Raw genomic sequence first — 13,562 nt, forward strand, 5'->3', positions numbered from 1 at the left:
TCTGGTCGTGCGGTCAAAATCAGTTACTGCCGAACATATCCTTGATCCAGCCCGCGACGCCGTCGCTCTTTTCCTGCTGCTTCGGCGGCTGTTGCTGCTGTTGCTGCTGTTGCTGCTGTTGCTGCTGTTGCTGCTGCTGCTGCTGCCCGGACTGATTAAACGGATTTTTCGCTTCCTGTTGCTGCAACTGCTGCTGTTGCATCATTTCGCCCTGACGGCACAGCGCATCCGGCTGCGTGGTCCAGACCGGCAGCGAACGCATACCACCGCTGCAGACGAAGTTGCCGTTGCTGTCCACGCCCATATCAACCACGTCTTCCGGCACCGTCAGCACCAGCGGCGTTGGCGTCTGGTTCGCCAGATAGCGCTGGTAAATCGACATCGCGCCGCTGGCACCGTACAGTTTGGTCGGCTGGTTATTGTCGCGCCCCACCCAGGTGATGGTCACCTGACTACCGTCGATGCCGGCGAACCAGGTATCGACGTTATTGTTGGTGGTCCCGGTTTTCCCCGCCAGATGCAGGCCCGGATACTTCGCCCCCAGCTGACGCCCCGTACCGCGCTGCACCACCTGCTGCATAGTCCACAGCGTCATGTAGGCCGCCTGGGCAGGCACCGCGCGCTCCGCCTGCGGATAGCTCTGGTAGAGCACAGTGCCATCTTCGGCAATCACTGACCGCAGCGCGGAAAGCGGCGCACGGTTCCCACCGCTGGCGATGGTCTGGAAGGCCTGGGCCACTTCAATCGGTGTCAGGTTCAGCGCGCCAAGCAGCATCGACGGCACCGCGTTGAGCTGATTCTTCGGCGCCCCCAGTTTAGTCCAGGTATCGACTACCGCCGGCAAGCCCAGCGCCATCCCGAGGTTAACCGTCGGGACGTTCATCGAGCGAGTCAGGGCATCCACCAGCATCACCTGACCGCTGAAACGACGATCGTCGTTCTGCGGGGACCACGTCTGACCGTTGGACAGGCGAATCGTCACCGGCGCATCGGCGATCCAGGTATTCAGGCGATACTGATTCGGCTGGCTCAGCGCGGTCAGATAGGTCGCCGGCTTGGCCAGAGAACCAATCGATCGGCGGGCCTGCATCGCGCGGTTATAACCGGCGAACTGCGGCTCCGCGCCGCCGACCATCGCCCGCACTTCGCCGGTGAAGCGGTCAACCACCACCATGGCGGTTTCCAGGTCTGCCAGCTTACGCTGTTTCTTCAGAACCGGGATCCCTTCGGAGGCCGCTTTTTCCGCCGCATCCTGCGCCACCGAGTCGAAAGTGGTGAAGATCTTCACGCCGGAGAGATCTTTCACTTTATCGCCCAGCTTCGCCTGCAGTTCCTGACGAACCATCTGCATAAACGCCGGCTGCGGTGAAATCACCCCACCGCGCGGCTGCACGCCCAGCGGACGGGCGCTGAGCATGTCGTACAGCTCCTGGTCGATAACCTGCTGCTGCTGCAGCAGACGCAGCACCAGATTGCGTCGTTCAAGGGCCAGTTTCGGGTTACGCCACGGGTTATAGACCGACGCCCCTTTCACCATCCCCACCAGCAGCGCCTGCTGGTCGAGGCTCAGCTCTTCCACCGGACGGCCGAAGTAATACAGGCTGGCCAGCGGGAAGCCGCGAATTTCGTTATCGCCGCTCTGGCCGAGGTACACCTCGTTCATATACAGCTCAAGGATGCGATCCTTGCTGTAGCGGGCGTCGACGATCAGCGCCATATACGCTTCGTTGGCTTTACGCCAGTAGGAGCGTTCGCTGGAGAGGAACAGGTTTTTCACCAGCTGTTGGGTCAGGGTACTCGCCCCCTGCACCGTTCGGCCTGCCGTCAGGTTCGCCAGCACCGCGCGGCCGATGGAGTAGAGACTGATCCCATCGTGCTCATAGAAGTGGCGGTCTTCGGTCGCCAGCAGGGTATCCACCAGCAGATCGGGGAAGCCGCTGCGCTTCACGAACAGGCGCTGCTCGCCGTTCGGCGACTGCAGCATGGTGATAAGACGCGGATCGAGGCGGAAGAAACCGAACTGGCGGTTATTATCCATATTCTCGATGGTCTCAAGATGGTCGCCGTCGAAGGTAAGACGCGCGCGCACCTGCCCTTCCTTACTGTCCGGGAAATCGAACGGACGACGGATCATCTCGATGCTGTTAGCCTGCACGGTATATTCGCCGGGGCGCGTCATCGCGCTGACCTGGCGATACTGCGTGGCGTTGAGCAGACGCACCATCTCGTTTTTGCTGATCTGCATGTCCGGCTCAAGGTTGACCATCCGGCCATAGACCGCGGCCGGCAGCTCCCAGACTTTACCGTCAATGCGGCTGCGGATTTTCTGGTCGAGGTAGACGCCATAGGCGGCAATCAGCACCGCGAAGACAATCCCCAGCTTGACCAGCAGCCACAGCCAGCTGCGCTTCCGACGAGGCTTGCCACCTTTGCCTTTGGCTTTTCTCGGCACCGGTTTCTCATCCTCATAATCATCGTCATCATACTCGTCGTCGTAGTCCTCTTCCCGGACCCGGCGACGGGTGACTTTCTGTTTAGTCGGACGTGAGGGTCTTCCCTTACGTCCGATAGGCTCGCGGTCATCTCCCGCCATGCTTTTTCTCCGCAACGTTCAGGCGCAAAGGCCTGATTCTCAATACTTCCCCTGTTCAGAGGAAGAAGAAATCTCTCAAATTAACGTCCAGGCTGCTTATCCTTCGGACGACAACCTGCTGGCAGGCAGGACGCGCCGCCAGCCTTTCAGAGGGTTGGTTTGCTTCATGTTACATGATACTAACAATAAAAATTCACCATAAAATCATTGTGTTAAACGCATCATCGGCAGAATAAGTCAGAACATAGCACGTAATGTTCAGGGCATACAGGATAGCACTAAAATGCGACATTCTTAACCAGCATTTTACCTCCTGCGCACGTAACAAGATGGGAAAGAGTATGTTTTTTAATAACATAAAAAACGGCGCGCTTCCTGCCGGTCAACGCAGTGGCATCATCCGCGGATGAAAATATATTTTCCCAGCGCCAACGTTTATTATTGATAAAAGTAAAGTCGATTAAGCGCCTTTCCGTTGATAAAAATGAGAGCCTGTTAACATTTATGCAGAATAATATTTTATGATGACACCAGGGAAATATTTGTTAAACTAGCGGCCAGTGATTCATTATTTTGATTACTCTATGATGCGTATTCCGCTTATATTTCCGCTTTGCATGGTAGCCCTTCTCTCTGGCTGCCAACAAAAACCTGCCTCAACGCTCAGCCCGGCCATCAGCAGCCAGGCGCAGCTCGAGCAGCTCTCGTCCGTGGCGACCGGGACGCGCTATCTCAAGAATAAATGTAATCGTAGCGATCTCCCCACTGATGAAACGATATATCGGGCAGCGGTGAATGTCGGTAAAGCGCGCGGATGGGGAAATATTGACGTGGCGACGTTAAGCCAAAATAGCGACCGGCTTTACCAACAGCTATTACAGGACAGTACCCCGGAAGCCACACAGTGCAGTCAATTTAATCGTCAGCTCGCGCCATTTATTGCCAGCTTGCGCAGCGACTAAGCGAAATATCCTCAGCGCGCCGGTTATTGTGCGCGCTTTTATTCCTCTTTCGGCTCCTCGTCAATTTTTCCGCCCGGCCAGTCCTCCAGCGCCGCGAGGGTAAAGGTCGTGCCGTTGAAGCTGAAGATCGTCACATCCTGCTGGATCTGCTCCACCACCAGGTTCGGCAGGGGTGAATCGCCCTCCGTCCACGCTTTGCCGTTTAATACAATGCTGCGCTTTTCCGGTCGCGAGGCGTAGACATGGGCGCTGTAGCGCAGAGGCGGCAGCGTATCGCTGTCCACTTCCGGCGCCGCGGGCGCGCTGGCTTTTGCCGCCGGCGGCGGCGTCTTTGGCGCGGCCTCTCCGGCAGCGGTTAACGGCAGAAGCGCCGCATGCGCCACCGGCAAGGGCAGCGTTTGCGGCGGTGCCGGGTGACGCCACTGCTCGCCGCCAAACCAGCCGAGCGCGATAAATAATCCGGCGTACAGCGGGATAATCCAGCCGGGGATCTGCACCATCCGTCCGCGGATCACCGGCGCATCATCCAGCGAGGACGGCGGCTGATGCGTCACCAGCGGCGGGATCCCTCTTTCACTGTCATCACGAACAATCACAACCGTCTCCTGTTCCCTCACGATAACGAGAAGGCGCCCTTACGGATGCCCCAGACTGCTGACAAAGTGCAATCTTCAGGAATTGCCCGGCGGCGCTACGCTTGCGCGGGCCTACAGATAACTGCATAACTGTTTGAAATTGCAATCTTTCGTAGGCCGGGTAAGGCGAAAGCCGCCACCCGACAGAAAGGCGAGCACAATAACGAAACAGGTTTGTCATCAGCCAGAGGCGCCCTTACGGGCGCCCTACGTTATGTTATTTACTGCTCACCGGCAGGCCAGCGCCCTGCGACTCGCCCTGCGGCAACTCGAGAACGGCAACCGACCAGGCCGGCAGCGTGACCGAACCGTCAGCGGCGACCTGCACGCCGCTCGCCAGCGACCGGTCGCCCGCCGCCTGCTGAATAGCGCTCAGCTGGAGCGATGTGCCGGCGAAGTCCTGCAGCGTCCGGCTTTCCGGCGCGGCGTTGATCGCCACCACGATGCCGTCGACACGGCTGTCCAGACTGGCGCCAGCCTGCATCCCGTCATCGATGGTCATCACCAGCAGACCCGTCTGCTGATCGGCGCCAGTATTGCGGAAGTCCACGCGCTTCATCACCGTCGCGCCGTCGCCGAGGGTAAACAGCGCAGACGATTTACGCAGCGCGGTCAGCTCCTGATAAAACGCGGTCATCTGCTTGAGCTCCGTTTCACCCGGAGTAGCCACCGCGTCTTTCACCCGGGCGATAATGTCATAGTTGCTGCCATCATCGCTGCTGCGCGGCATACCGACGTTGTAGTTGTTGTCCTGCAGGGAGTAGTCCACGCGGTTAAACCAGTCGCCGGAATCATACGAATCGCGGGTAAAGGATTTAGAGCGCAGCAGCTCCGAGCCCTGCTGGTCAAAGGCGATCCCCTGGCCGAGCATCACCGTCGCCAGCGACACCGCCTGCATCCGGACGCGGGTATCGAGATCCGCCTCCTGAGCGGCTTTATAGCTGATCATGTCCCACAGCGCCTGGTTATCGTGTTTTGACACATAGTTCACGACTTCCGTCGGATCAGCCGCATAGCCGCCTGGCGCGCCGTTATAATCAATCTCGCTGCCTCTCTTCACCGCGCCGTCTTTGTCGATCAGCACAAAGTCCGCGAGGTTACCGGCCATGCCCAGACGGGTCAGATCGGCGAGGTGGCGCGCCTGATCGTCGCTCAGGGTGGTCAGCTCATTTGGCTGAACGCCGGCGCCGCTGCCCACCCCCTGATTCTGGCGCAATGCATCGCCGGAATCGAACGGCCCGCCACCGCGCACGGCGTCGCGCAGACGATCGGAGAACGTGCCGATCCCGGTGCCTTTGAGATTGATTTGCGAGGCAATTTCAAAGCGATCGCTCTGGTTGGAATCCCAGCCTTCGCCAAAGAAGTAGATATCCGGGTTCAGCGCTTTAATGCGTTCCCAGGCCGAGAGGATCTGCGCTTTCGGGTGGTAGCCCATCAGGTCGAAGCGGAAGCCATCGATCTTATAATCGGTGGTCCATACCGCCAGTGAATCGGCGATAAGCTTGGCGAACATCCGGTGCTCTGGCGCCGAGTCGGAGCAACAGGTAGCCGATTCCACGCTGCCGGTGGTTTCGTTCAGACGCTGGTAGTACCAGGGGACGATCTTATCCAGTACCGAGGTGCGATCGGTCGGGCCGGCGGCGTTGGTGTGGTTGTACACCACGTCCATAATGACGTTCATTCCCAGATCCTGCTTGATCGCCTGAATCATGGTGCGGAACTCTTTAATACGCGCTGTGCCTTCCGGATCGGTGGCGTAGGATCCTTCCGGTACCGTGTAGTGGAACGGATCGTAGCCCCAGTTATAGGAGTCGGTCTGCGCCACCAGCGTATTCAACGCCTGCACCTGCGGGTTATCCTTGCTGTCGTTCTGCTTCAGCTGAGTCAGCACCTCTTCAACCGTCGAACCGCTGTCGCAATAGCCCGCAAACTCGCTGCTCTTCACCGCGCTATTGACCTCGCACAGGCGGCTGAACGGCTGCTGAATATCGGCGACCTTGTCGTTGAACTCATTGACCGTCGCCAGATCGAAGACCGGCAGCAGCTCAATATGGGTCACGCCCGAGGCCGACAGCTGTTTCAGATGCTGGACCATATTGCTTTCCTGGGCGGTGAGCGCCAGATACTTACCGCGCAGCTCCGCAGGAACGGTTTGATCCCAGGCGGAGAGATCGCGAATATGCGATTCGTGAATCGTCATTTTCGCCAGATCGGCTTTGGTTTTCTGCGCGTGCGGCATCGTCAGCCCGTCCCAGCCTTCCGGCTTCAGCGCGCTGTCGTTGAGATCGACCACCTGGCTGTACTCCGAGTTGGTCGACAAACTGTGGGCGTAGGGATCGGTCACTTCGTACTGCTCGACTTTACGCGACTGCGGGTGGTAGACCGTCATCGCGTAGCGGTAGAAGGCGCCCTTCAGGTCGCTTCCCCCCTGCCAGGACCAGGCGCCGGAGGCGCTGTCGCGGGTCATCGGGTGACTGGCTATCACTTTCTTGTCCGCGCTATAGATCACTAGCTCGACCTGCTGCGCCGTGGGCGCCCAGACGCGGAAGGTCACGCCGCTATCGGTTAGCTGGGCGCCATAGCTCAGCGCCTCGGCGGCGGCGGCATAGGTATCGTCCAGCACGCCGGCGGTCTGCACCTGGGTGGCTGAGCTCAGGATCCCATCGCTTTCCGCGGCTATCGCCACCGTCTCGCCCTGCAGCAATTCATCGACGTTAACATCATCCGGCAGTTTAAAGGCTGGATAGCTGGCGAGATGCGGGAAGCGCATGCTTACCTGCTGGTTGACGGTGGTGGGGGTCAGCTTGACATATTTATCGCTAAATTCGCCGTTACTGTCGGCGGCCACCTTACTGCTGTGGCTGTAATAGAGGCGCACAATGGGTTTATTTTCCCCACCCGGCCACAGCAGAGTAGTCTTATCGACCCAGTGCGCATCGGCCAGCGCCACGCCAAAGGCGGCGCGGAAGGCGTCGGCGCGGGAGTCATAGAGCGCGCTGTTACCGGCGATGACCGATACCGTCCGATCGGTGAAATCACTGAAAGAGACGCGCAGGTCGCTGTCGATAAGCTTATTGGTGCCATCGCGGACGATAACGTTGATGCATCCGCTCTCTTTAGTCAGCGGGATCACCCAGTAAGGGCCATATTTGTCGCTGCCGGTCGGCGTGGTGCTGACATCATTCCAGTCCGCCACCGGCGCGCTCAGCGCGTCACAGGTTTCGTTGTTCCATAAATAGAGGTTTTTCGTCGCATAGTCGGCCGGCGTGCTGCTGGTGATGCCGGCGATATCGACGAGATGAATGACAGCTTGCCTGGCGGAAGCCTGCACCGCTTCGCCTGGGACGGCAACGTCCGGTAAGCGGACGACGACATCCTGCGGGTCGGGCGTGCCGGGAGTGCCTGGGTTGCCAGGATTGCCTGGTGAACCCGGTGAGCCAGAGGTAGAAGAGGAAGAGCTGTTATCACAGCCACTCAATAATACTAACGATCCAAGAAATAGGGCATGACAGGTATATCTGAGCATTCGATAGTCCCTAATATGCTTATTAAATTATAAAAGGTAAGAAAGGATGAATATCTTTACAGCGCGCTAATTAGATATTTTTGCTTTCCCAGGCGCAATCATCCCCCACAAATGAGCGGGGGGCGTAGGAAGCCGGGGGAGTAAATCAATAAAGGGAATGACGACCCGAAACCGCAAACTGATTATGATTCGCCATGCTTATCGCCACTCTCCGGCAATAAATAATTCAAAAGCCAATAATCACCTACCTGTTTCGGTAGGGTATTACGCCAACGTGCAGAAAAATAAATTAGCAAAGGAATTAAAATGCCAGTTTCTGTGATGAGGTTAACAAATATAAATAAAGGGATAATTAAATTATTACCACAAATTGTGACGCTCATCATATTAATAACCGCTATCCCACAGCTGGCGAAATTAACCTGGCGCGTGGTATTCCCTGTGAGTCCTGAGGATATTTCCGCTCTACCGTTAACCATGCCTCCGCCGGCAGATCCGGAATTAAAAAATGTGCGGCCCGCATTTACCCTGTTTGGCCTGGCGGTGAAAAATAGCCCCACGCCAACGGATGCTGCCAGTCTCAATCAGGTGCCGGTTTCCAGCCTGAAGCTACGCCTGGCCGGGCTACTCGCCAGCAGCAACCCGGCGCGCTCCATCGCTATTATCGAAAAGGGAAATCAGCAGGTTAGCCTTAGCACGGGCGATCCCCTCCCAGGATATGATGCGCGGATCGCCGCCATTCTGCCTGACCGGATCATCGTCAACTATCAGGGGCGCAAAGAGGCCATTTTATTATTTAACGACAGTCGCGCGCCGTCGCCGCCGCCCACCGCCGCGGGCAACCCGCCCCTCGTGAAGCGACTCCGCGAACAGCCGCAAAATATCCTCACTTATTTATCTATTTCGCCGGTACTCAGCGGCGACAAACTGCTGGGTTATCGACTAAACCCAGGCAAAGACGCCTCGCTGTTTCGCCAGTCCGGCCTGCAGGCAAATGATTTGGCGATTGCCTTAAATGGCATCGATTTACGCGACCAGGAGCAAGCGCAACAGGCGCTGCAGAATCTGGCCGACATGACCGAAATAACGCTAACCGTTGAGCGGGAAGGCCAACGACACGATATTGCTTTCGCGCTGGGGGATGAATAATTGCCAACCATGAAAAGCCTGCGAAAAATGCTGCCTGCGCTGCTGATATTAACCCCGCTGCTATTTTCTCCGGCCGCCGCGGAGGAATTTTCCGCCAGTTTTAAAGGCACCGATATCCAGGAATTTATCAATACCGTCAGCAAAAACCTGAATAAAACGGTGATTATCGATCCCAGCGTACGCGGCACTATCACCGTGCGCAGTTACGATATGCTCAATGAAGAACAATATTATCAATTCTTCCTCAGCGTGCTGGATGTATATGGCTTCGCCGTGATCAATATGAATAACGGCGTGCTAAAAGTGGTCCGCGCCAAAGACGCCAAGACCTCGGCCGTGCCGGTCGCCAGCGCGGCCGCACCGGGCGAAGGCGATGAAGTGGTCACCCGGGTGGTGCCCCTGACCAACGTCGCCGCCCGCGATCTCGCCCCGCTGCTCCGCCAGCTGAACGATAACGCTGGCGCCGGCAGCGTGGTCCATTATGAGCCCTCCAACGTACTGCTGATGACCGGCCGCGCGGCGGTTATCAAACGCCTGCTGACCATTGTCGAGCGCGTCGACAACGCCGGGGATCGCAGCGTGGTGACCGTGCCCCTTTCCTGGGCCTCCGCCGCGGAAGTGGTCAAACTGGTTACCGAGCTTAATAAAGATACCAGCAAGTCGGCGCTGCCGGGCTCGATGGTGGCGAACGTGGTGGCCGATGAGCGCACCAACGCGGTACTGGTGAGCGGCGAACCAAACTCGCGCCAGCGCATCATCGCCATGATCAAACAGCTCGACCGCCAGCAGGCGGTACAGGGTAACACTAAAGTGATCTACCTGAAGTACGCCAAAGCCGCCGATCTGGTGGAGGTTCTGACCGGGATCAGCAGCTCGCTGCAGAGCGACAAGCAAAGCGCCAGGCCAGTGGCCGCGATCGACAAAAATATTATTATCAAAGCCCACGGCCAGACCAACGCCCTGATCGTCACCGCGGCGCCGGACGTGATGAACGATCTTGAGCGGGTGATCGCCCAGCTCGATATCCGCCGCCCGCAGGTGCTGGTGGAGGCGATTATTGCCGAAGTGCAGGATGCCGATGGCCTTAATCTCGGTATCCAGTGGGCAAACAAAAACGCCGGCATGACGCAGTTCACCAACAGCGGTTTGCCGATATCGACGGCTATCGCCGGCGCCAACCAGTACAACAAAGACGGTACCATCAGCAGCTCGCTGGCCAGCGCCCTCGGCTCGTTTAACGGTATCGCCGCCGGCTTCTATCGGGGGAACTGGGCGATGCTGCTCACCGCCCTCTCCAGCAGTACCAAGAACGATATTCTGGCCACCCCCAGCATCGTCACCCTCGATAACATGCAAGCCACCTTTAACGTCGGCCAGGAAGTTCCGGTATTAACCGGCTCGCAAACCACCTCAGGCGACAACATCTTCAATACCGTCGAGCGCAAAACCGTCGGCATTAAACTGAAGGTGAAGCCGCAGATTAACGAAGGCGATGCGGTGCTGCTGGAGATAGAGCAGGAGGTATCGAGCGTTGCCGACTCGGCCTCCAGCACCAGCAGCGATCTCGGGGCGACCTTCAATACCCGGACGGTGAATAACGCCGTGCTGGTTGGCAGCGGCGAAACGGTGGTGGTTGGCGGGCTGCTGGATAAAACCGTCACCGATACCGCTGACAAAGTGCCGCTGCTCGGGGATATCCCGGTGATCGGCGCCCTGTTCCGCTCCGACAGCAAGAAAGTGTCGAAACGCAACCTGATGCTGTTTATCCGCCCGACCATCATTCGCGATCGCGATGAGTACCGCCAGGCTTCTTCCGGCCAGTACACCGCCTTCAACAATGCGCAAACTAAACAGCGGGGTAAAGAAAGCAGCGAAGCGTCGCTCAGCAACGACCTGCTGCATATCTATCCGCAGCAGGAGACCCAGGCTTTCCGCCAGGTCAGCGCCGCCATTGACGCCTTCAATCTCGGAGGCCGCCCATGACGCCAGCCGCCGAACGCCGTCCGCTGTTGCCCTTCGCCTGGGCCCGCGCGCACCATCTTGTGCTGCTCAGCGACGGCGAATGCTGCGAAGCGCTGTGCCGCCCCGATACCGCCGCCCGGGCGCTGCTGGAAGCGCGCCGCCTGGCGGACGGCCCGATGCGCGTCAGCCGTCTGGCGCCGGAGGCATTCGAGAAAGTGCTGGTGCTCAGCTATCAGCGTGATTCGGCGGAGGCGCACCGCATGATGGCCGACATCGGCAACGAGCTCGACCTCTATACCCTCGCCGAAGAGCTGCCGGACACCGACGATCTGCTCGACAGTGAGGACGACGCGCCGATCATCCGCCTGATCAACGCCATGCTCACCGAGGCCATCAAAGAGAAAGCCTCGGATATTCATATCGAAACCTACGAGCGCCATCTGCAGATCCGCTTTCGCGTCGACGGCGTGCTGCGGGAAATTCTGCGCCCGCAGCGGCGGCTGGCCGCCCTGTTAATTTCGCGCATCAAGGTGATGGCCAGCCTGGACATTGCCGAAAAGCGGGTCCCTCAGGATGGCCGCATGGCGCTGCGCATCGGCGGGCGAGCAATCGACGTGCGCGTCTCCACCCTGCCCTCCAGCCACGGCGAACGCGTCGTCCTGCGTCTGCTGGACAAAAACAGCGTCAACCTGGATCTGCTGACGCTGGGCATGCCGCCCGCCCTGCTCGATCGGGTCGATGCGCTGATCGCCCGCCCGCACGGCATCATCCTGGTCACCGGTCCGACCGGCTCCGGGAAAAGCACGACGCTCTACGCCGCCCTCAGCCGCCTCGACGCCCGGGAGCGCAACATCATGACCATTGAAGATCCGGTGGAGTATGAGCTGGAGGGCATAGGCCAGACCCAGGTCAACGCCAAAGTCGAGATGACCTTCGCCCGCGGCCTGCGTGCCATCCTGCGCCAGGATCCGGACGTAGTGCTGGTGGGCGAAATCCGCGATGGCGAAACCGCCCAGATCGCCGTTCAGGCCTCGCTGACCGGGCACCTGGTGCTGTCGACCCTGCACACCAACAGCGCGCTGGGCGCCATTTCCCGTCTACAGGATATGGGCGTGGAGCCTTTTTTACTCTCCACCTCGCTGCTGGCGGTGATGTCGCAGCGGCTGGTGCGCCAACTGTGCCCGCACTGCCGTCAGCCCTGGCAGGCGGATGCCAACACCGCCCGGCAGATGGCGGTCCCGGTCGGCGCGCGGCTGTGGCAGCCCAAAGGCTGTCCGGAGTGTAATTTCATCGGCTATCGTGGGCGTACCGGGATCCATGAACTGCTGCTAATCGACGATCGCGTGCGCGCCGCCATCCACCGCGGCGAGAACGAGATCACCCTGATCCAGCAGCTGGGGCCAGCCTGGCAAACCCTGCGTCATGCCGGACGCGACAAAGCGCTGGCGGGGATCACCAGCTGGGAGGAGGTGATGCGGGTCACCGAACAGCAAACGACGGAAAGCGTCTAAGATGGCCCTGTTTCGCTATCAGGCGCTGGACGCGCAGGGCAAAACCCGCCGCGGCCTTCAGCAGGCCGACTCCGCCCGCCACGCCCGCCAGCTGCTGCGGGACAAGGGCTGGCTGGCGCTGGAAGTGACAACTGCCGACCCGGCGCGGCGACTGTGGGCCGGCGGATCCCTTACCCGGCGTACCAGCGCCGGTGATTTAGCCCTGCTCACCCGCCAGCTGGCGACTCTGGTTGCCGCCGGGATCCCGCTGGAAAAGGCGCTCGATGCCGTCGCCCAGCAGTGCGAAAAGCCGTCGCTAAGAACGTTAATGGCCGGGGTGCGCAGCAAAGTGCTCGAAGGCCACTCGCTGGCGGAGGCGATGCGCGCCTATCCCGCCTGCTTCGACGGGCTGTTCTGCGCCATGGTGGCGGCCGGCGAAACCTCCGGCCATCTCGACGGCGTACTGAACCGGCTTGCTGACTATACCGAGCAGCGCCAGCAGCTCCGCGCCCGCCTGCTGCAGGCGATGATCTACCCCATCGTACTGACGCTGGTCGCTATCAGCGTGATCGCCATTCTGCTCTCCACCGTGGTGCCGAAAGTCGTTGAGCAGTTTGTCCATCTTAAACAGGCCCTGCCCTTCTCTACCCGGCTGCTAATGAGCCTGAGCGACATCGTGCGCAGCGCGGGCCCCTGGCTGGCGCTGCTGTCGTTACTGGCGCTGCTGGCGCTGCGCTATCTGCTGCGCCAGCCCGCCCGGCGGCTCGCCTGGGATCGGATGCTGCTGCGCCTGCCGGTCATCGGCCGCGTGGCCCGCAGCGTCAACAGCGCGCGCTACGCCCGCACCTTAAGCATTCTCAATGCCAGCGCGGTGCCGCTGCTGCTGTCGATGCGCATCAGCGCCGACGTCCTCAGCAACGCCTGGGCACGCAGCCAGCTGGCGGCGGCCAGCGAATCGGTACGCGAAGGCGTCAGTCTGCATCGGGCGCTGGAATCCACCGCCCTGTTTCCGCCGATGATGCGCTACATGATCGCCAGCGGCGAACAGAGCGGCGAACTGACCGCCATGCTGGAGCGCGCGGCGGAGAACCAGGACCGGGAGCTGAGCGCGCAGATCCAGATGGCCCTCAGCCTGTTTGAGCCTCTGCTGGTGGTCACCATGGCCGGCATGGTGCTGTTTATCGTGCTGGCCATCCTGCAGCCGATCCTGCAACTGAACACCCTTATGAGTATGTAACTGTATTA

General features: G+C 59.6%; 10 protein-coding genes. 7 read left to right on the top strand and 3 right to left on the bottom strand.

Annotation, left to right across the window (positions count from 1 at the left end):
* Positions 1 to 19: 19 nt before the first annotated feature.
* Positions 20 to 2,593, bottom strand: a complete 2,574-nt coding sequence (gene mrcB / locus KHQ23_RS03435; RefSeq protein WP_021467527.1) for a bifunctional glycosyl transferase/transpeptidase — start codon at positions 2,591 to 2,593, stop codon at positions 20 to 22.
* 390 nt (positions 2,594 to 2,983) lie between these two features.
* Here mrcB and KHQ23_RS03440 point away from each other — a divergent pair, with 390 nt between their 5' ends.
* Both KHQ23_RS03440 and gspS read left to right on the top strand, forming a co-directional pair.
* Positions 2,984 to 3,118, top strand: coding sequence for a hypothetical protein (locus tag KHQ23_RS03440; protein ID WP_004147125.1), 135 nt, complete (start codon positions 2,984 to 2,986; stop codon positions 3,116 to 3,118).
* Positions 3,119 to 3,180: 62 nt separating this feature from the next.
* The gene (gspS, locus tag KHQ23_RS03445) at positions 3,181 to 3,555 is read left to right on the top strand and encodes a type II secretion system pilot lipoprotein GspS (RefSeq protein ID WP_164943493.1); all 375 of its coding nucleotides are present in this window, start codon (positions 3,181 to 3,183) and stop codon (positions 3,553 to 3,555) included.
* A gap of 38 nt (positions 3,556 to 3,593) precedes the next feature.
* Here the strand turns inward: gspS and gspB are convergent, their stop codons facing one another.
* Positions 3,594 to 4,151, bottom strand: coding sequence for a type II secretion system assembly factor GspB (gspB, locus tag KHQ23_RS03450; protein WP_021313451.1), 558 nt, complete (start codon positions 4,149 to 4,151; stop codon positions 3,594 to 3,596).
* A 256-nt stretch (positions 4,152 to 4,407) separates the two neighbouring features.
* On the bottom strand, positions 4,408 to 7,716 hold the full coding sequence (gene pulA, locus KHQ23_RS03455; protein WP_211776922.1) for a pullulanase-type alpha-1,6-glucosidase: 3,309 nt from the start codon (positions 7,714 to 7,716) through the stop codon (positions 4,408 to 4,410).
* 184 nt (positions 7,717 to 7,900) lie between these two features.
* Here pulA and KHQ23_RS03460 point away from each other — a divergent pair, with 184 nt between their 5' ends.
* Genes KHQ23_RS03460 through gspF form a run of 5 tightly spaced genes read left to right on the top strand, consistent with a single transcriptional unit; the run spans position 7,901 to position 13,554 of the window.
* Positions 7,901 to 8,038 (top strand): hypothetical protein, encoded by a 138-nt coding sequence (locus KHQ23_RS03460; protein WP_004219434.1) that lies wholly within the window; start codon positions 7,901 to 7,903, stop codon positions 8,036 to 8,038.
* Entirely contained in the window at positions 8,023 to 8,865 is an 843-nt protein-coding gene (gspC, locus tag KHQ23_RS03465) for a type II secretion system protein GspC (RefSeq protein WP_019705882.1), read from the top strand. Before KHQ23_RS03460 ends, gspC begins: the two co-directional genes overlap by 16 nt.
* A 9-nt stretch (positions 8,866 to 8,874) precedes the next feature.
* Entirely contained in the window at positions 8,875 to 10,848 is a 1,974-nt protein-coding gene (gene pulD / locus KHQ23_RS03470) for a GspD family T2SS secretin variant PulD (RefSeq protein ID WP_032435602.1), read from the top strand.
* Positions 10,845 to 12,338: a type II secretion system ATPase GspE gene (gene gspE, locus KHQ23_RS03475; protein ID WP_004147121.1), complete on the top strand. Its 1,494-nt coding sequence runs from the start codon at positions 10,845 to 10,847 to the stop codon at positions 12,336 to 12,338. Before pulD ends, gspE begins: the two co-directional genes overlap by 4 nt.
* A gap of 1 nt (position 12,339) precedes the next feature.
* Positions 12,340 to 13,554, top strand: a complete 1,215-nt coding sequence (gene gspF, locus KHQ23_RS03480) for a type II secretion system inner membrane protein GspF (protein ID WP_032435600.1) — start codon at positions 12,340 to 12,342, stop codon at positions 13,552 to 13,554.
* The last annotated feature ends 8 nt before the right edge of the window (positions 13,555 to 13,562 follow it).

The organism is Klebsiella sp. 64 (genome assembly GCF_018223915.1).
Lineage (GTDB): Bacteria > Pseudomonadota > Gammaproteobacteria > Enterobacterales > Enterobacteriaceae > Klebsiella > Klebsiella pneumoniae.